18 protein-coding genes, 2 pseudogenes and 1 riboswitch are annotated in these 18,254 nt (G+C 70.5%); of the genes and pseudogenes, 7 read left to right on the forward strand and 13 right to left on the reverse strand.

The window, feature by feature from the left end:
• Window positions 1-1,264: 1,264 nt before the first annotated feature.
• The 6 genes and pseudogenes from QTQ03_RS22720 to QTQ03_RS22745 form a co-directional block, all read right to left on the reverse strand.
• Entirely contained in the window at window positions 1,265-1,717 is a 453-nt protein-coding gene (locus tag QTQ03_RS22720; RefSeq protein WP_289279791.1) for a phage tail protein, read from the reverse strand.
• 1 nt (window position 1,718) lies between these two features.
• The gene (locus QTQ03_RS22725; protein ID WP_289279792.1) at window positions 1,719-3,053 is read right to left on the reverse strand and encodes a phage tail sheath family protein; all 1,335 of its coding nucleotides are present in this window, start codon (window positions 3,051-3,053) and stop codon (window positions 1,719-1,721) included.
• A 31-nt stretch (window positions 3,054-3,084) separates the two neighbouring features.
• On the reverse strand, window positions 3,085-3,774 hold the full coding sequence (locus QTQ03_RS22730; protein ID WP_289279793.1) for a peptidase associated/transthyretin-like domain-containing protein: 690 nt from the start codon (window positions 3,772-3,774) through the stop codon (window positions 3,085-3,087).
• Window positions 3,775-3,804: 30 nt separating this feature from the next.
• Window positions 3,805-4,149: a hypothetical protein gene (locus QTQ03_RS22735; RefSeq protein WP_289279794.1), complete on the reverse strand. Its 345-nt coding sequence runs from the start codon at window positions 4,147-4,149 to the stop codon at window positions 3,805-3,807.
• 5 nt (window positions 4,150-4,154) lie between these two features.
• On the reverse strand, window positions 4,155-4,952 hold the full coding sequence (locus QTQ03_RS22740) for an LppM family (lipo)protein (protein ID WP_289279795.1): 798 nt from the start codon (window positions 4,950-4,952) through the stop codon (window positions 4,155-4,157).
• Between the two features lie 230 nt (window positions 4,953-5,182).
• Window positions 5,183-5,575, reverse strand: a pseudogene (locus QTQ03_RS22745) (MerR family transcriptional regulator); the annotation flags it as partial.
• 842 nt (window positions 5,576-6,417) lie between these two features.
• Between QTQ03_RS22745 and QTQ03_RS22750 the strand changes: the two are divergent.
• On the forward strand, window positions 6,418-6,621 hold the full coding sequence (locus QTQ03_RS22750) for an FAD-dependent oxidoreductase (RefSeq protein WP_289279796.1): 204 nt from the start codon (window positions 6,418-6,420) through the stop codon (window positions 6,619-6,621).
• 107 nt (window positions 6,622-6,728) lie between these two features.
• On the opposite strand, the gene QTQ03_RS22755 is transcribed toward QTQ03_RS22750, so the two are convergent.
• Window positions 6,729-8,156: an IS1380 family transposase gene (locus tag QTQ03_RS22755; RefSeq protein ID WP_289279196.1), complete on the reverse strand. Its 1,428-nt coding sequence runs from the start codon at window positions 8,154-8,156 to the stop codon at window positions 6,729-6,731.
• 155 nt (window positions 8,157-8,311) lie between these two features.
• On the opposite strand from QTQ03_RS22755, the gene QTQ03_RS22760 reads away from it, so the two are divergent.
• The 3 genes from QTQ03_RS22760 (at window position 8,312) to QTQ03_RS22770 (ending at window position 11,300) form a co-directional block, all read left to right on the forward strand.
• Window positions 8,312-9,316, forward strand: coding sequence for an NAD(P)/FAD-dependent oxidoreductase (locus QTQ03_RS22760; RefSeq protein ID WP_289280953.1), 1,005 nt, complete (start codon window positions 8,312-8,314; stop codon window positions 9,314-9,316).
• Window positions 9,317-9,561: 245 nt separating this feature from the next.
• Window positions 9,562-10,458, forward strand: coding sequence for an RNA polymerase sigma-70 factor (locus QTQ03_RS22765; RefSeq protein ID WP_289279797.1), 897 nt, complete (start codon window positions 9,562-9,564; stop codon window positions 10,456-10,458).
• 56 nt (window positions 10,459-10,514) lie between these two features.
• The gene (locus QTQ03_RS22770; RefSeq protein ID WP_289279798.1) at window positions 10,515-11,300 is read left to right on the forward strand and encodes an MBL fold metallo-hydrolase; all 786 of its coding nucleotides are present in this window, start codon (window positions 10,515-10,517) and stop codon (window positions 11,298-11,300) included.
• A gap of 57 nt (window positions 11,301-11,357) precedes the next feature.
• On the opposite strand, the gene QTQ03_RS22775 is transcribed toward QTQ03_RS22770, so the two are convergent.
• Window positions 11,358-11,537: a hypothetical protein gene (locus QTQ03_RS22775; RefSeq protein WP_289279799.1), complete on the reverse strand. Its 180-nt coding sequence runs from the start codon at window positions 11,535-11,537 to the stop codon at window positions 11,358-11,360.
• A 200-nt stretch (window positions 11,538-11,737) separates the two neighbouring features.
• On the opposite strand from QTQ03_RS22775, the gene QTQ03_RS22780 reads away from it, so the two are divergent.
• Window positions 11,738-12,388, forward strand: a complete 651-nt coding sequence (locus tag QTQ03_RS22780; protein WP_289279800.1) for a dienelactone hydrolase family protein — start codon at window positions 11,738-11,740, stop codon at window positions 12,386-12,388.
• Window positions 12,389-12,535: 147 nt separating this feature from the next.
• On the opposite strand, the gene QTQ03_RS22785 is transcribed toward QTQ03_RS22780, so the two are convergent.
• On the reverse strand, window positions 12,536-13,207 hold the full coding sequence (locus tag QTQ03_RS22785) for a C39 family peptidase (RefSeq protein WP_289279801.1): 672 nt from the start codon (window positions 13,205-13,207) through the stop codon (window positions 12,536-12,538).
• A 437-nt stretch (window positions 13,208-13,644) separates the two neighbouring features.
• Between QTQ03_RS22785 and QTQ03_RS22790 the strand changes: the two genes are divergently transcribed.
• Window positions 13,645-13,980, forward strand: a complete 336-nt coding sequence (locus QTQ03_RS22790; protein WP_289279802.1) for a YkvA family protein — start codon at window positions 13,645-13,647, stop codon at window positions 13,978-13,980.
• Here QTQ03_RS22790 and QTQ03_RS22795 read toward each other — a convergent pair.
• From QTQ03_RS22795 to QTQ03_RS22805, 3 genes are all read right to left on the reverse strand, one after another.
• Window positions 13,974-14,777 (reverse strand): hypothetical protein, encoded by an 804-nt coding sequence (locus QTQ03_RS22795; protein ID WP_289279803.1) that lies wholly within the window; start codon window positions 14,775-14,777, stop codon window positions 13,974-13,976. The genes QTQ03_RS22790 and QTQ03_RS22795 overlap by 7 nt on opposite strands.
• Window positions 14,778-14,957: 180 nt before the next feature.
• On the reverse strand, window positions 14,958-15,422 hold the full coding sequence (locus tag QTQ03_RS22800) for a hypothetical protein (RefSeq protein WP_289279804.1): 465 nt from the start codon (window positions 15,420-15,422) through the stop codon (window positions 14,958-14,960).
• 316 nt (window positions 15,423-15,738) lie between these two features.
• Window positions 15,739-16,098, reverse strand: a complete 360-nt coding sequence (locus tag QTQ03_RS22805) for a helix-turn-helix transcriptional regulator (RefSeq protein ID WP_289279805.1) — start codon at window positions 16,096-16,098, stop codon at window positions 15,739-15,741.
• 197 nt (window positions 16,099-16,295) lie between these two features.
• Between QTQ03_RS22805 and QTQ03_RS22810 the strand changes: the two genes are divergently transcribed.
• A complete protein-coding gene (locus QTQ03_RS22810) occupies window positions 16,296-17,036 on the forward strand; it encodes a carbonic anhydrase (protein WP_289279806.1) in 741 nt (246 codons plus the stop codon).
• A 26-nt stretch (window positions 17,037-17,062) separates the two neighbouring features.
• On the opposite strand, the pseudogene QTQ03_RS22815 reads toward QTQ03_RS22810, so the two are convergent.
• Window positions 17,063-18,078 (reverse strand): annotated as a pseudogene (locus tag QTQ03_RS22815) (coiled-coil domain-containing protein).
• A 4-nt stretch (window positions 18,079-18,082) separates the two neighbouring features.
• Window positions 18,083-18,213, reverse strand: a riboswitch (cyclic di-AMP (ydaO/yuaA leader).
• Window positions 18,214-18,254 lie beyond the last annotated feature (41 nt).

Consider the following 18,254-nt stretch of genomic DNA (forward strand, 5'->3'; position numbering starts at 1 on the left):
GGCAGGTAAGTGGCCTTCCCACCGTCCGGTCCGCTTTCTCCCGGGTCGCCACCCACCACCGTTCCCGTTTCCATCGGTGGATGCGTCGGGCTGCGCTTCGGCAGCCCGGCCCGAACTGCCGTCTGTCCGCTCGGCCCTGACCGCCGGCAGCTGCCCAGCGACTCCGGTTGAACAGGTGCCGAGGACCGGCGGAGAGCTGCCCCAGGGTGGCGCGTCGCCGGTGGGCGGCGTCTTCGAGGGCAGCGCCCCGCCAGCGCCGGCGGAGTGCCTGCCTGCGCCGTGTCGGCCCGTCGGGTCGGGCAACGGCCCGCCGATCAACGCCGTGCCCGGCTCGGTGTGAGAACGGCTCGGGTCGGGGACTCCACGCTGGCGGAGAGCGCTGTTCGGCGTTGGCTGCGCCGCAGCCATCCAGCTGGCTACCCGGTCGGGCGCTGTGCTGGCGCGTTCGGTGGGGTATCTGTGCGACAACCCGGGTGGGCACATCGCGCCCGGGAGGGTCGGGCTCGTGCGGGCGTTCGAGCCTGCCGGCGCCGGTCCGCGGTCACCAATGGCAGGAGACGGTGGGGATGCCCCGACCGGTGCGGCCGCCTGGTCGACGATCGGCGCTGCGCGTCGCGGGTTACCCGGGGCGGTCACGGCGTTGCGCCGGTTCCGCGGCTCGGGGGCGGGCGCCGCGACCAGTTCGGCGGGTTGTGCCTGGACCAGGCGGAGCCGGTGCCCGAGCCGAGTGCCGGCGGTACCGGGCGAGGACGGGTCGTCCGCTGGGCGGGTGCGGCCGGCCAGCCGGGCGAGCCGGTCGGTGATCCGGGTGGCCGCCCTCGACCACTCGGTGCGGTGGGTGGCACCGGCCGTGGCGGCGCGACCGGTGGTTGTCACGGACCCGGTGTCCTCACCCGCCCCGTCGGGCACACCCGCTGGCGTCGCTCGGCAAGCCTGTCCGGCGACGACGCCCGAAATCCCGGCCGCCCGCTCGCGTCGGGGGATCCTCGTGCCGGTTGTGTGCCTGGCCGACGGGTCCGGGACAGGTGTGGACGCCTGGCCGACGGTCGGTGTCGCGGTGAGACGCGGGTCACGCAGCAGCCCGGGAGCATACGCCGCGACCAGGCGGAGCCAGTGCTCGGGTGGCCCGACAGCCCAGGACGGAACGGGTGGGCCGGCTGCGGGGCGCGCGCCTTCGATCGCCTGGGCGAGCCGGTCCGCGGCCCTCGCCACGGCACGTAGTGCCCGGGCGAGCCGTTCACGAGGTCGCGGCGGGTGCACTGCCTCACTCCCGATCCAGGCCGTCGTAGGCCAGGGTCAACGCCTCGACGGCGATCTCCTGGGCGAGGGTGTTGAGGTGGGCGCCCCGCCACTGAGTCGGCCAGGCGTTGATCAAGTTCCAGCGCATGACCTCGGTGGTGCCGGTCGGGTCGAGTAGGACGATCGAGACGTTGCGCCTGGTGACCGTTCCCTTGGCGATGGCGTTGACCCAGTCCCACAACACACGCGAGGAGGTGAGCCCGTAGCGGAGGGTGACCGGTGTGTAGTCGGCCTGACCCGGCACCGTTCGAGTGTGGTCGTTGCCGGCCTCCCGGTAGCGCAGCGTTCTGATCGTCACCTCCAGGCCGCTGACCTCGGTGAAGTGTCCGTTGGTCACGCCGTTGATGAGCAGCTTGAAGGTGTACGCCCGGTACGGGTCGACAGGCGTACCAGGTTGCGGTGTGGCCGTGGTCGGCATCTCAGCCTCCAGTCGTCTCGGTCTCGGTGCCGCCAGGCCACTGGCTCAGCTTGAACACCACGAACTCCGCGGGCTTGACCACCGCGATGCCGATGAGCGCGACCACCATGCCGGCGTCGCGGACGTCGGCCGGGTTGGTCTCCTCGTCGCACTTGACAAAGAACGCCTCCTCGGGCGTCCGCCCGAGCAGCGCGCCATCCCGCCACACCCGGGTAAGGAACGCCCCGATGTCCCGGCGGATGGAGCGCCAGAGGGTGCTGTCGTTCGGCTCGAACACCATCCACCGGGTGCCGCGGGCGATTGACTGTTCGATTTCGATGGTGAGTCGCCGGACGTTCAGGTAGCGGAACTCACTGGCCTCGGCGGCGAGCGTGCGGGCACCCCAGACTCGGATCCCCTCGTCCGGGAAGAAGCGGATCACGTCAACGCCTTTCGGGTTGAGTACGTCCTGCTCCGACCGGGTGACCCGATGGGCCAGGTCGACCGCGCCACGGACCGGCTCGTTCGCCGGGGCCTTGTGCACCCCGCGTTGGGCATCGGTGCGGGCCCAGATGCCGGCCACATGACCACTCGGCGGTACGTACACGAGCTTCCCGCCGATCGGGTCGCGGACCAGGAGCCAGGGGAAGTAGAACGTGCCGAAGTCGGACTGTCGCGGCCGGTACGCGGCCGGCTCGGCGACGGTTTCCTCCTCACCGTCGCCCGCGCTTCCCGATGTGACGGCACTCGATCGGGACGCCGGTGCTCGGGACGGGGAACCCTCGGAGTCGGTGGGGTCAGGATCCGGTCGAGACCCGGCATCGCCGGGTGGCTTCGTGCCGGCCGGCCGGGTCGCTGGCGTACTACTGGCAGTTCCGACGCGGGTCAACGCCGAGATGTCGTTGACCTTCAGCGGCGGGTCGCAGATCGCCACCATGGTCCGCGTCTTCTCGGCGAGGGCGAGGAGCGCCTCGTGCGAGACCGGATCGGAGAAGCCGGGCGCGGCCACGATGGAGATCTCGTCGATCGGCTCCAGCAGTTCCAACCCGGCCCGACCCGTGCCGGTTCCGGTGACCTGGCCGTCTTCCCCAACGTTGACGACCCAGCAGCGTCGGCCACCGTTGTCCATGTAGCCGTAGACCGCCTGCGACAACGCGGTGCCTCGCGGGTGGTCGCCGCTGGCGTAGAGTCGCAGGAACTCCGACCAGTTGTTGACCGGTATCGCCCGGTTGACGTGCGCGGACCGATCCGGGGCGATTCCGACGAAGGCGGCGGTGCTGGTGCCGACCGGGCCGATTGGCCGCGCGCCGCTAGGGACTTCCTCGACATAGATGCCGGGAGAGAAGTAGTCGGGCATCAGTTCCTCCTCGGGAAAAGACCGCGAACCGTCAATGGGTAGGGGCTTGGCAGACGATCACGTGCTCGGGTTTTCCGGGGGCGAGTTCGGTGACGTCGACGCGACCCCGGCAGAGCAGGCGGATCCGCACGGGGCGATCCGGTTGGTCGGGGTCGAGCGGGACTCCGGCCAGCCGGAAGCGGCCGTCCGCATCGGTGTACGTGGCCTGCCCGGTGGCTTCGATCTCAACCCGCACCGCCGCGAGCGGCTGCTGCCGCGGCCCGACCACCCGACCGGCAAGCGTGCGCATGTCGACCTGCCGCACACGCAGCTCCTCCAGCACGGGTGGGACTGGCGGCTGTGGCCGGGCGATCTGTGCGGGCACGTCCACCAGCACCGCAGGCCGAGGCGCGACGCCGAAGACTCGCCACAGTGCCGGGTCGCCAGCCGTGAGCCTCACCTCCGGCTCGCCGGCGGATGCGGCGGCGGCGATCACCCGGTCCAGTCGGGACAGGGCGGCCGTTCCGGTCCCGCAGACCAGCAGCCGGACCACGAGGCGATACGGATCCCGTCCCGTCCCGCCCCGGGTCTGCAGGACCGACCGTAGTTCCAACGGCCACAGGACGAGGCCGTCTCCGTCATTGCGAGGCATGTCGATCGGAACGGGTTCTCCCACCGTGTCGGTCAGCCAGGCCGCGACGTTCGTGACAGCTGCCTCGATCGAGCCGTACCTGGTGTGCATCGCGGACCGCCCCTCTCCCGCTGCTCGCCGCTAAATCCACGAGCGCAGATACCGCGGGACCCGGCCTTTGGCGAGGTCCGCCGTCGACGGTTCCGTGGCCCGACGGTTGCCGGGGGGCAACTGGTTGATGCCCAGCGAGGCGACGAAGATGATCAGTGCGTTGACGAACGCGACAACTGCCTTCTCGATGCCGGCGCCGTCCACGACCACGGCGGTCATGTAGGAGAGCACGAGCGCCAGCAGCCCGGCGATCCATTTGCGGAATTCGTCGCGGTCGACGCCTATCCACGCGCCGATGGCGTTCGTGCCTGCCCAGGTGACGATGATGGCGCCGGCCAGGCCGAGTAGGGTGCCGTATGCGAAGAGGCCTTCCATGGCAATCATCCTTCGCTGGTCGAGGTGGGTTTTGTCGGGGGTGACGTGGCGGGTGGTCCGCCGCTGCCCGGGGTCGGACCGGTCTGCTGCCCTCGCCGCCGGAACAGCCGGAGACCGGCCAGCGCGACGGCCGCCAGCAGGATCACGGCGCCGGCGATGACCAGCGCCCACCAGCCCCAGCCCCAGCCGGAGGATTCGGTACCGGTGTCGGCGGCCTTCGGGCACGCGGCGGCCGCGGCGGAGGCGCATGCGACGGCGGTAAGTGCGGACGGTTTCGCGTCGTCGGCGGCGTACTGCCAGGTCACTGAATTGCCGTTCACCGTTCCGTTGGTTTCGATGACGCGACCCGGAAAGGTGAGCGATATCTCGATCGAGAGCGCGGTCAGCGATTTGCTGTGGCTCTCGGACGAGGACAGGGGAAAGCTGAACTTGTACTCGTTGCCATCACGTTTCAGGGTCAGGGCGTCGGGCCATATCCCCGCAACCGGTGTGTTCGAGTATTTGACCTGCGTGCCGCGGAATCCCGGCCGGGAAAATAGGGTTCCGGCCGGAGGCCTGGGGTAGTTCTCTACTGCTTTCGCCAGTTCGATTAACTCGACGGATCCAGCCGGGAGTGACTGCGCTTCTCTAGGCGGTAACGAGCGTCTGATGTCGTACTGGCTGAGGTAGGAGTCATCGAAGTACAGAAGAAGTTGGCCGTCGACGGTTTCGTCCTCGCGGGCATCCAGCCCCATGCGCAGATGTGCGCCGCAGCCGGACAGGGCGGCGACCAGTGCCAGGCAGATGGCCGTGCGGGCTATCATGGTGCGAGGGTTTCTCATGATTTTCCTCTTCTTTCGACACCCGCCGGCGGCGAGTACTTCCGACACCGGCTGGCGTCGAGCCAGGCCGTTGCCGGCTGATCGTCGCGGGACCTCTAGGTGCGTGACCCGGTGATGTCGGTTCAGCAGGCCAGCGGATGGGTGCGTTCCCCTTGACTACTGTTGCGTGTCAGCCGCTTCATGTTGCTTCCCTCTGCCTGTGGGTGTTGGTTGTGGCGGACTGGAATGTTTGATTCGGTGGGTCGTGAGGCGGGCGCACGGTTTGTGGCGCCCTCTTTCTTTGCGAGGCCCTCGACAATGAGATTGGCAAGACGTCCACGGGCGGCTGTCTCGTCGGCCACCCGCCGCCAGAAGCCGCAGATCGCCTCCGCCGCAGCAGTCGGTTCCAGACCGCACACTGTGCGAATTTCGGGCAACGACATACCGATGCGGCGTAACCGGGCGATCAGTCGCGCCAATTCGATCTGCTCCGGGTCGTAAAGCCGATACCCCGACTCGGGATCAACCGCCGCCGGTGGTAGTAGCCCCAGCTCGTCGTAGTGGCGCAGCGCCTTCGGTGTCAAGCGTGTTGCCTTGGCGAACGCCCCAATTGTCAGACGCTCCACATCGGCCTCCTCGTCGTACTGCTCGACAACGAGTCACGTTCAAAGGCTGCACCCTCCCCGAAGGGGAAGGTCAAGGGGTGTCGATACTCCATCGAACAAGATCGATAATCGGCTTTTCTGTTCGATTGTGGGTGCAAGTAGGCGGACTGCCGCATGATGTCGACCAGCGACATCGCGATCGCGAGCGAAAGGTGGAGTTTGGGCGCTTCGCGCCGGTGTGGTGGGTGTGGTGGCCGTGGGTGGAAATGCGCGGCGGGGATGGCCGCACGCTTCCTTGTGTCAGGTGATCCTGATCAGTTTTACCGGCGTTGTTCGCGACGGGCTTCTTGATGACGGTCTGGACGACACCGTTGTGTTGAGGTGATCTCAGTCAGAGACGTGGACCGGGAGCTGACCGACACGGGCGTGCGGCGCTCGATGCGGGCATAGAGCCATTGAAAGACAGGTTCCGGGACGGAAACCGCGTCCTCGATTGGGCTTTACGTGATTTCTTATCGTGCCATGGTCGGCGTGGCCAGGGAACTGGTACGCCACGTCGCTCACCTGTTGGCCTCCGAATGCCGCACCCGAGCACGCCCGCCGTGGGATGCCGGGTGCCGGGTTCGGCGCCTCTTGGTCCGCCATGTGCCGGTATGCGGCCGAGGGCGTCGCCGTCCGCGGTGCGGCCGCCCAGCGTGCTCGCAGCGGTGCGGCGGAGCCGGAACGACGCCGGCGCCGCGGGGTGAGATCTGGGGGACCTCAAGGCCGGTGAACGCCTCGCCCTGGGTGACCTGCCTCACGCGCCGTAACAGCGATCGGCGACGTGGTGTCTCGTGGCCGAACCCAACGAACGGAGGGACACCATGACTGGGGTCACCGGTGTGGTTGTGATTGGCGGCGGATACGCCGGCGTCATGGCGGCGAACCGCTTGACGCAGCGTGACGACATGACAGTTACTTTGATCAACTCGCGTCCGGTCTTCGTCGAGCGGATCCGCCTGCACCAACTGGTGGCCGGCCTCGATTCGTCAGAGGGTTTTGATCCCTCGCCGTCCGTTTCGGTTTGACCGTTTTGTCCCACGCGGTTGGGGGTCGGGGTCGGCGCGTGTCGCTGCGCGGGCGCCGGTTCTCCAGGTCCGGGTGGTTTCTCTGCTGGTAGGGCCGGGGGGACGGGTCAGGTCGGCGGGGGTATCAGGCCTAGGCGGTGCCAGCAGAGTTGGAACGCCTCAGCCCAGGGCCAGGTGTCGGGGATGGACAGGATCTTCCGGCGGGCGTGGCTGGCCAGCTTGGCGGGTAGGTGCAGCAGCCGGTAGCGCAGGGTGCCGGGTTCGGCGTCGGCGAGGTCGGGCTGGTCGTGCAGGCCGAGCAGTCGGGTCCAGGCGGCCAGATCGGCGGCGATGTTCGCGGCTAGGACCCAGCCGCGGTTGACGGTCCAGGCCTTCGAGGGCAGGTTTCGCAGGCCCATGGCCTTGTTCGTGCGCACCTGATCTTCCACTCCGGCGTGCGAACGGTGCAGCACGTCGAGCCATTGCGGCTGGTGAGAGCCGGCCACGCCGTGGATGCGGCGGATGTTGGTGGCGACGATCGCGTACCGCCAGCCGGTACGTTTCTCCAGGTCGGTTAGGTTCCTGACGTGTCGGGTGGACGGTCTGGTCCGCCGCACGATCAGCCGTAGCCCGTCGATCCAGTTGCCGACCCGCTGGTTGAGGCCGGTCAGCTCGGCGACCTGCGCCTGATCGGTGGCATTACCGTCGGGTTCGAGGCTGCTGGTCCAGGCATCGGCGGGCAGCACGGCGATCGCGGTCTCGTCGGCGTCGGTGATCGTCCAGCCGACAGTGAACTTCACGCTGCGCCACAGCCGGTTCATCTGCTCCAGGTGGGTCACCAGGTCGTGGGTGGCGCCGGCCCCGTCGACCCGCACCAGGATCTTGCGCCGGTATCTGACCGGCAGTTGGGCGACCGCCTCACCCAACACCCGGATGTGATCAACCACGGTGTTCGAGCCGGCGTTGCCCGGCCGCAGCAGCATGGCCAGGCTCTCACTGGTGTTCGCGCACCACGCCCCGAGGGGGTGGAACCCGAAGCCTTTCTTGAACGTGGCCGCCGCGCCCTGCTTGTCGGAGTGAGCGGTGATCAGGGTGGCGTCCAGATCGATGACCACCCACCCGGTCAGCAGCTTGCCCGCCACCAGCAGCCACGGAAACCCCTGCGGCCGGCGCTCGAGAAGCTCCCAGACCCGGGCGCGGGCCTTCGCCCGCGCCTTGGCGATCCGGCGCAGGGCGGTCTCGTCGAGGCCGGCCAGAGCACGGCGCACGGTCGCTTCCGACGGTGGCTCGGCGAACACCAGCGCCTGATGGGCGAGCAGCCCGATGTCGGACATGCTGGTCGCGCCGAGCACGATCGCGGTCGCCAGGCAGATCAAGACCGTGCCCCGGTCCCACCACCCCGGCCCCGCACCGCGAGGCAGCACCGCGTTCAACGCCCAGGCCAGCCCGGTCCGGTCCGCGCACCGCCGCAGCAAAACCGCGCCGGCATGCCCGACCAAACCCTTCCCACCCGCCGCGACCTGCAGCCGCTGATCCCACCCGCTACTCTTACTCACCAGAAAGGTGCACCCGACTCTGCTGTGGACATGACGTAGACACTCACATCCTTGCAGGCCAGGCGCACCTTTCCTTCATGACCCTCGATGAATCAAATCCGCTCTGAACGGACGAGGCCGGCTCCGGCGACGCTGCCGTCGACTACAGGGAGGTCCTGGCCGAGGACGTCCGGCTCGTGGTCGACACCGTGACGCGAATCGACGCGGCCGGCCGTGCTGTGACGCTGGCGTCGGGCGCCACAGTCCGCTACGACTATCTGATCTACGCCCTCGGTAGCGGCAGCGGCGACCTGAGGGTGCCCGGAGCCGCCGAGTTCGCCTACCCGATAGCCACCCTGGAGGCGGCCCAGCGGCTGCGACCGATTGTCGACGCCGCTTCCGCGACGGCCCCGGTGACCGTGGTCGGTGCCGGTCCGACCGGTATCGAGACCGCCGCGGAGCTGGCGGAAACCGGCCGCTCCGTGACCCTGGTGTGCGGTCAAGCGCTCGGGCCGTACCTACATTCGCGGGGTCGACGGTCGGTGGCCGGGCGGCTGGCGGCGCTCGGGGTGACGGTGCTCGAGGGCCCGGGCGCGACGGTGACCGCGGTGACAGCCGACGTGGTGCGGCTCAAGGACGGCCGCACGCTGCCCAGCGCGGTGACCGTCTGGAGCGCCGGTTTCGGCGTGCCGGACGTGGCCCGCCGCAGCGGACTGAGCACCGACGGAGCCGGGCGCCTACGCACGGATGAAACGTTGACGAGCGTGGACGACGAGCGCATCGTCGCCGCCGGGGACTCGGCCGCGCCGTCGGACCTGCCGCTGCGGATGAGCTGCCAGGCCGCGATCCCGCTGGGCGCGCGGGCCGCGGACACGGTGCTCAGCCGGGTCACGGGTGAGCCGCCCTCGACTGTCAACGAGCTGTTCGTCGGCCAGTGCATCAGCCTGGGCCGCCGCGCCGGCCTCGTCCAATTCACTGACAGGCACGACGTCGCAAGGTGGTTCCACATCGGCGGTCGGCCGGGCGCGCGGCTCAAGGAGTTCGTGTGCAGGGGCACCGTCAGGCAGTTGGCCGGCGAGGCCCGCAAGCCCGGATCGTACCGTCTGCACCGTGCTCCAGGGGGCGCCCAGCGCCAGCAGCTGCTCCAGGCCAGGCGCGACGGCGCGCCTGCTTCCCGGTGAACGGGCAGCCCGGCGTACCGGTGGGACCGTGAACGGAGCTGGACTCCCATGTCGTGCGCCCTACCGCGGTCGGCGCCGCACGACATGGGTCAGCGCCGCAGGCCGTGCGATGTCCCACATCCGATCGCACGTACCGGCTCGGGGCGGATCGAACAGCCACCAATGATGTGGAGGGAACCAGCTGTGGAGGCACGCTTGGAGTCCACCGGTTTCGGGGACCGGTCGCGAAGCAGAGGGGCCGAGACATGAACGATCACGCAACCGACGTGGCGACCGACACCTTCCTCGCCCACCGCAACCTGCTCTTCACCGTCGCGTACGAGATTCTCGGATCGGCGGCCGACGCCGAGGACATTCTCCAGGAGACCTGGCTGCGGTGGGCAAAGGTCGATCTGGGGCAGGTGCGCGACCGGCGCGCGTACCTGGTCCGGATCGTGACCCGGCAGTCGCTCAACCGGCTACGCACGATGAAACGCCGCAAGGAGGCGTACGTCGGCTCGTGGTTGCCCGCGCCGTTGCTCACCACGCCCGACGTGGCCGAGGACGTCGAACTGGCCGAGAGCGTGTCGATGGCGCTCATGCTCGTCCTCGAGACGCTCTCGCCGACCGAGCGCGCTGTCTTCGTGCTACGCGAGGCCTTCGATGTCAGTTATGACGACATCGCGGTGGCTGTCGACAAGACTCCCGCCGCCGTCCGCCAGATCGCGCACCGTGCCCGCCGTCACGTCGATGCCCGCCAGCCCCGCCGGGCGGTGTCTCCGGGCCAGACCCGGGCCGTGCTGGAGTCGTTCCGGCGGGCGGTCGAAACCAGGGACCTGCAGGGGCTCCTCGACGTGCTCGCCCCCGAGGTCGTGCTGGTGAGCGACGGTGGCGGTGTCAAGCATGCCGCGCCACGGCCGGTCACCGGCGCGGGGAAGGTGGCCCGGATGTTCGTCGGCGTGTTGAGCAAGCTCGGCGGTGCGCTGAGCGTGGAACAGACCGCCGTCAACGGCAACTCGGCACTCCTCGTTCGCTTGAACGGCGAGGTCGACGGCGTCATCGCGGTTCGTGTCGAGAATGCCCGCATCGTCGGTCTCTACTATGTCCGCAACCCGGAGAAGCTGTCCCACATCGGATCCGAGACCCCACTCACCCTGAGGTGAGTGGGGTCCACGACGCCCCTGGCCGCCACCGACGTCGACCCATTTGTGAGGAAGCGATGTATCTGACCAAGTATGGTCATGCCTGCGTCCGTCTGGAAAGCGACGGACGCGCGCTGGTTATCGACCCCGGCGCGATGACCCCCGAGCCGGAGGCCCTTGCAGGCGTGGAAGCGGCGCTCATCACGCATGAACACTTCGATCACTTCGAGGCGGAGCGGCTGAGTGCCGCGGCGGCCAACGATCCCCGTTTCGCCGTCTACACCTGTCCCGGCGTCGCACGGCACCTGACAGATCTGCACGACCAGGTTCGTGTGGTGCGTGACGGCGATGTCGTACATGTGGCTGGCCTCCAGGTGCGCGTGATCGGGGAGAAGCACCACCACAGCCACCCCGACGTCCCGCCCGTCGAGAATGTCGGCTTCCTGGTCGAGGACGAGGTGTTCCACCCCGGTGACGCACTGACCGTGGTGGACGTACCCACGTTGCTGGTAGTAGGTCAGGCGCCGTGGATGACGGTGCCGGACTTGATCGGGTGCCTCCGCCGGGCAGCCCCTCGACGGGCGTACGCCATTCACGACGGTCTCCTCAACAGGTGGGGCTGGACGTGCTCGACGGCGTACTGCGAAGCGAGGCGGAGCGGCTACGCGCCGACATTCGGCGATTGCAGTCCGGTGAGACGCTGTTGCTCGCAGACTGACCGGGCATGCCTGGCGGGACTCGCCGGGGAACCGTACGACGATGACGTCGGTGCCGCGCTGGTGGACGTCAGCAAACCCTTGAGACAGATGCGAAATCTGTGGAGACACGTCACGATCGGCCGTGACGGTCACGGCCGATCGTGATGATGTACGGCTAGCCCCAGCGGTCGAGCAGGGGCCCGCCCCTGGACACCCGACTGCTCAGAGCGTTCGCCCCTGCGAGGGGCGTCCGGCAGCGTCGCGGGGCGCCATCGCCCGCGGATCGTCGGCGGTACGCGCCTGCGCGGCCTCGTCCGCCCAGTCCCGGGTGCGTTCGGAGTCCTGTTCCCGTCGGTCCCGTGCGGCGGCCTGCTGCCGGGACCCTCGCTGCTGCTGCGCCATGACCATCCTCGCGATCCGTCGGCGGCGCTCTGGTGCGCCGGTACGCTCTACGGCCGCCCGTCGCCTACCCGAAACCCCGGCCGGCAAACGCGGGCTGAACCCCGCCAGGTCTGTTGGCAGGGCCCGCCACGACCGCAGGCGTTGACGAAGGCCCCTCGGCTCGCACGTATGGCGGGACGGTGGCGGGGAACGCGCGAGGCATGGGCGTACGGAGCAGCGAGGTGACGATTCCGGCGGGGGACGTCCGGCTAACGGCCGATCTGTTGGTGCCGGAAGCGCCGGCGGGCGTGGTGGCGTTCGCGCACGGCAGCGGCAGCTCCCGGCACAGCCCGCGCAACACCGCGGTGGCGCACGTGCTCAACCGCGGCGCCCTCGGCACCGTTCTGGTGGACCTGCTCACCCCGGCCGAGGACGCGGTCGACGTCCGTACCGCCGAGCTGCGCTTCGACATCGGCCTGCTGGCCGGCCGGCTGGCGGAGATCGTCGACTGGCTCGCTGCCGAGCGGCCGTTCGGCCCGGTACCGATCGGGCTGTTCGGTGCCAGCACGGGTGCCGCTGCCGCCCTGGTGGCCGCCGCCGAGCGACCCGATCTGGTCGGGGCGGTGGTGTCCCGAGGCGGTCGGCCGGATCTGGCCGGCCCGGCCCTCGGGCAGGTCCGGGCGCCGACCCTGCTGCTCGTCGGTGGCCTGGACGAACAGGTGATCGCGCTGAACGAGCAGGCGCAGGACGCCCTGCCGGACAGCGCCGAGCTGACCGTCGTCCCCGGCGCCACCCACCTCTTCGAGGAACCCGGCACCCTGGAGCAGGTTGCCCACGCGGCGGCAACCTGGTTCACCACCCACCTGCGTTGAGAGTCCCCGTCTCGCCACACCCACCATGGCTGTGGCGCTGCTGCTGCCAACACCACTGCGGAGCGGACCAGCCAGCGCCGGTGCGCCCAGGGCACGGGGAGGCGGACGGGCCGGCCTCCCGGCGGGGAGACCGGGGCCCGTGACCGGTCAGTGGGAGTAGCCGCGTTCGGCGATCCAGTGGGCGACCTTCTCCAGCGTCATCCAGTACTCGCCCCGCGGTGCGGCAGGGTCGGCGATCCGGATGAGATCACCGCCGTCGCGGTAGCCCACCAGTGTCAGATAGTGCCCCCCCTGGTACGAGTGCGGGGTGCCCTCCGTGTCGACCGCGATGCCCTTGATGTTGGCTACGACCGGGCGCCCATCGTCCAGCGCGGCCAGGACGTCCGCGCGTAGCCGGTCGACCTCTTCCGGCTTGGCCACCGAGTCGGGGATCTCGGTGGTCTTGTACGTCCCACCGGTCAGTTCGTTGAGCACCCGGGTGGTGTCCAGGGCCGAGTCGGTGCCGGCCTCGGTGGTGCCCAGCATCTTCGCCACCTTGTCCTGCGACAGCGCCCTTCCCTGCGCGGACAGCGCGATCCGGGTCGCGGCCGGGCCGCAGTAGTAGAAGTTGGGCTGCGCCTGGTATTCGGTGCGGAGCGTGCGTTCGGCCCGCCGGTTGGCCTGCCCAGCCTGGACGGCCGCCGGGTCGGTGCGGACCGAGCTGACGGGTCCGGCGCCAGCCGGGGCGGCGTGGGCGGTGGCCGCCGGGCCCACCACACATCCACCGGCCACCAGCAGGCCGGCGACGGACAGACGACTCTTCTGCGCGAACGGACTCATGGTCGGGCTCCGATCGGGGGGTCTGACGCCTCCGACGGACGGAGGCGGCAAGCACCGGGAAGGGCGCTCGGCTCACGGACTGGGCCCGCACGAGGGCCGCGGGGGGTACCGGTTTTGCAACGGACCGGATCGGGCGGGCATTCCCTCGGGTGTGGTCGTCGTGGGACGCGACGAGCTGGCGAGCGGGGCAGATTCCACGGCGCGTGGTGCGCCGGGTGTCACGTTCGGGGCGCGGGATTGGGGTGCCTGCCATCCACCCCGCCACACCCGCCCCAAACCACCCGATCGCCACGTGTTTCGCCTCCGCCGAATGCGCCCCTCGTGGCGGGCGCTCGATCCTCGTTCATCGTCTGCGCGGGGCACGCGGCCGTGAGATCGGCGACGGGCGGGGGCCGGGATCCGGGCGGGACCGAGTGGGGTGGGCTAGCGTGGCCGGTGTGTCGTGGGAGGTCTGGCTGATCCTCGGGGTCGTGGCGGCGGTCACGCTCGTCGGGGCGGTGCTGCTGGCGATCCGGGTGCTCCGTATGCGGCGACTGCTCGGCGACCTCGGCGTCGGGGGTCGGGTCGCCTGCTACGGCGCGCTGATCTACGCCGTTGTGCCGGTCGACGCGCTGCCCGACCCGATCTACCTCGACGACATGGCCGTGCTCGCCGGTGCCTTGCTCTATCTCGGCCGTCTCGTGCGTCAGCGCCGCGCCGTCGACCACAGTGGCCCCGCGCTTGCCGACCGCCCGGCGTCGCCGGCCACCACTCGTCGCACCGACGGTCAGTAGGCGGGAACGGCCGCCCGCCCCCGCGCCGCCGGTACCGCCGGAATTTCGCGGGTCTGCTCCGCCGTCGGCTCGGAGACGCCGACCAGCGCTAGCACTGAGGGCAGCTCCTCGGGGCGGCGGCTGGTCGCCGAATGCGCCTCCACGCGCAGCGTGCGGGCGGACTCGGCGGCCCGTTCGGCGGCCTGCCACGCGGCCTGCTCCTGCTCCTGGGCCGCGCGGTGGCGGGTGGCCATGTTGTCCCGCACCGCCCGACGCAGCACCAGCTCCTGCTCGACCGGGTGCAGCCGGGGATCCCACCCGTCCTGGTGAGCGAAGACGGCACTGAGCTGCTCCACCGACAGTTCCCGCCGCCAGTACGCGGTCAGTGCCGCCCGGTGCAGGAACCGCTCCCGCTCGGCGTACTCCGCGGGCGAGCGCCCGGTATGCGGCAACGGCATCGCCGCCGCGGCGCTCAGCCGGCGTACGCCGGCCTCCGCCTCCTCGCACGCCGACCAGGCCGACTCGACCATCTCCTGGGCGGTCAGCCACTGCGCGCGCAGCCGTCGGGCGGTGGCGGCGGCCCGCTCCGCGGCCACCGCGACCTCCTCGGCGTACCGGCTGAGTTCACGTTCCTCAGCCGCCCGGTCCGGATCGCTCGGCAACGCCGCGCGGCGAATCTGGGAGGCGACGTCGAAGCGGTGTCGGCCGGGGCGTAGCAACAGGGTGGCGACGGCGACGGCGGCCACGGCGAGCAGGCTGAGCCAGATCGCGGCGGCACGGGGGACTTCGGGGAGGAGGGCGGAGAGCACGATCTGCATCGGAGTGCACCTTGCGGTCGAAGGACGAAGTCGACTGTGGTTGCGGGCCGCCGGTGTGAGGTCCCGGTGATCCGAGGCCCCTTCGGGGTCGCGGCCTTCCAAGATCTGAACACCGTTCGCTGCCACCGCTCGCCGGGACGCATCGCCGGGCGGCGTGGTCGGCAGGAGTGGCGCGGTGGATCAGGCGGAGGGTGGACCACGCCGGGTGGACGCGCCCCGGGCAGGCGCATCCGCCGGCGCGTCCCGACCGGCCGTTGTCACGGCGCCGGCCAGCGCCGGCCCGACGCCCGGCAGCGCCGCCGCCCAGGCGGGCAGCGCGGCGGTGGATTCGGTGTCGCTGGTGGCGGTCGCGGTGAGCCACGCGGGAGTGACGTCCTGCGCGGCGGTGGTGTCGCTGGTGGCGGTCGCGGCGAGCCACGCGGCTGTGGTGCCGTGCGCGCCTATCAGCGGAGGAAGCTTGCGGGGGTCGGAGTCGACCGCGGGAAGCACCTGGGCGGTGTGAGCGGCCAGCGGGACGGCAGCGGCGGCCGTGGCGCCACCGAGGCCGGCCGTGAGTGCCAGGGCTGCCACCGCCAGTCGCGTCATCTCGCGCAGCGATCGCAGCACCACATCGCACAGCGGGTGGGTGGACGCGACGGACGACACCTGATCAACCTATCGTCGGATCCTCGCCGGCGCAGCGTCCGGATGACGTCGATCCGGGTGACCGCCACCACGTGTGCGATGTGCCGTGGTAGGGCCCCTGGTGGCTTTCGGTCTCGTACCGCTGGGTGTACTCAGAAACCTGGCTCCCCGGTCGGCGTTTGTCCACCACGATCAGGGTGGCGGCGATGTCGGCGGTGTTGGCCGCGTTGCCGCCCTCCGAGCAGGACGGCGACAGCGCCACTGAGGAGGATCCGGGTCCGGTCCGGCGGGCGGGAGCGGACCGGCCCGGTCGCAAGCTCTCGCGCACGCGGTGCGACTATCGCCGTCCGGCCGTGTGCGGGCCGCCCGGAGGGCCCTCGGCGACCGGTTCGTCGGTGAAGAGCGCGAGGAGGTCCCCGACCTGTCGGTCCGCCTCGGCGGGGTGCCGGAACCGGCCGGCGGGGTTCAAGGTGTACTCGTTGCGCCGACCCACCCGGGTGCGTCGCAGGTAGCCGCCCGCCTCCAGGTCGGCGACGATCGCCTGCGCGGCTCGTTCGGTGACGCCGACCTCGTCGGCCACGTCCCGCAGCCGGGCGGTGGGGTTCCGGGCGATGGCGAGCAGCACGTGTGCGTGGTTGGTGAGGAACGTCCAGTTCCGGGTGCTCGGCTGCGCTCCTGTGGTCGCCATGTCCGCCATCGTATGACCCGTCATTCGGGGTTCCGGCCACCCCGTGGGGTTGCCCGCCGGGCCACCCGTGAGGGGGCGACAACACATGAAGTGCATATCACGTATGCCTTGACGCGCCTTTCGCTGCGTGTGACGGTGGGTGTCAGCCCGCGTCCACCGCCGGTCCGGGCCCTACCAGGTTCGTCACCGTAGGGACGAGGTGAGGGATGAGTCGTCCGGGAATGCCCGGCACGCAGCCGGGCCCGAAGCGGGAGCCGATCGGTCCGGCGGCCGTGGCCGCCGAGAGCCCGACCGGCCCGCTGAGCGGAGCCGCCGCCGGCCTGGCCGGCCCAGAGCAGGCACTCGCCGAGTTGTTCGCCGGCAACGAGCGGTTCGTGTCCGGCGAACCGCGCCACCCCAACCAGGACGCCGGCCGCCGGGCGGCGGTGGCGGACGGGCAGCAACCATTCGCGGTGATCGTCGGCTGCTCCGACTCGCGTCTCGCCGCCGAGATCATCTTTGACCGCGGTCTCGGCGACCTGTTCGTGGTGCGGACCGCGGGTCACACCCTTGGGCCGGAGGTGCTGGGCAGCGTCGAGTACGCGGTGACCGTGCTCGGCACCCCGCTGGTGGTCGTGCTCGGTCACGACTCCTGCGGTGCCGTGCAGGCCGCCCGCACGGCGGACGCCACGGGCACGCCCCCGCCCGGGCACCTGCGCGCGGTGGTGGACGCCGTCGTGCCCAGCCTGCGTCGCGCCGACGCCGAAGGTGTCGCCGACATCGACGGGATCGTCGACCTGCACATCGCGCACACAGTCGAGGCGATGGTCAACCGTTCCGAGGCGCTCACCGCCGCCGTGGCCGCCGACCGGTGCGCGGTCGTCGGCATGTCCTACCGCCTCGCCGCCGGCGAGGTGCGGACGGTGGCCGCTGTCGGCGGCCTGGGCGGCGGGGACCCGACCGCCTGACCGACAGACACGCGTGGGTGTCGCGGCTACAACAGCGACACGTGGACGTGGTCGGTGTGGTTCGAGGCCCCGCTGTAGGACTTCCAGCCGGTCGCCGGGAACCAGATCTGCCGGTTCCAGATCACGTAGTAGATGCCGAGCTGAGCGGCGTTACGGACCAGGAACGCGGTCAGGTTGTTGCCGTACATCCGGGTGTCGTTGTTGTGCCAGGAGCGGAACCCGCTGTTCTGGAGCGACCAGTCGCAGGCTCGCCCCTTGGGGTGTTCGTACGGGCCCCCCGACCGGTGGCAGCCGACGAACCGGGTGAAGCCGGCCCGTCTGACCTCCTTGTACATGTGCAGGGTGCGCGGGGTGACGCAGCCGGAAGTGGTCGGGTCGTCCTCGCTGCACGACTCGGGCTTCCAGCCGCCGTCCGCGGTGCGGCCGGGGGCCCCCGGGCAACCGGCGAGGTTGCGCTGACCAGGCCACCGGTGAGCTCCTCGCCGCCGACCAGGCGGAGCGCCTTTGCCGCCTCGGTCCTGCTGCGCTCTCTGTCGTTCTTCAGCTTCTCTCGCTCGCGGACCTCTGCCTCGATCGCCAACGTGGCCCGCTCGGCGCGGCGCTTCGCGGCGTTGACCACGGCGAGCCGGTTGTCGTTGACCAGGTTCAGCTCGTCCAGGGAGGAAGCCCGGGCGATGAACGAGTCGGGGGTGTTCGCGCCGAGCAGCATCGACATCGCGCCGATCCGGCCGGTCCGGTACGACTGTGCGGCGATCTCGTTCACCTGGGGGGCCAGGGCGTTGAGGTCGGCCTGGGCGCGCTGGAGTTCCAGATCGAGGGCGAGCTGGCGCGCCTCGGACTTCTTCAGCTGCGCCTGAGCCTTGACGAACTCCCGGTTGCGGGCCTCGATGAGGTCGCCCAGCAACTCCGGCTCCGAGTCGTGCCCGGAGGGCGTTGGGGGAGTGGTGGGCGCGGCCGACACCGGGGTGGGCCCGGCAAACACGGCCAGCGCGGCGAGCGCGGCCACCACGGGCGTCAACCAGCGGCGTAGGGGTGCCGTCACAGTGTTCCCTTCCGTCGACCGCCGACCGGGTTAGCTGACGGGTTCGGGACGGAAGTGGCCCCTACCGCTGGCGCGGATTCACCCCAGGTACCTGGTTCCCCGGTTCGCCTCGCGGCGATTGGGCGGTGGCACCGCAGGCGCCGATGTGCGCCTCCAGCGGTGACCGGCAGCGAGGT

It is taken from the genome of Micromonospora sp. WMMA1363 (assembly GCF_030345795.1).
Classification (GTDB): domain Bacteria; phylum Actinomycetota; class Actinomycetes; order Mycobacteriales; family Micromonosporaceae; genus Micromonospora.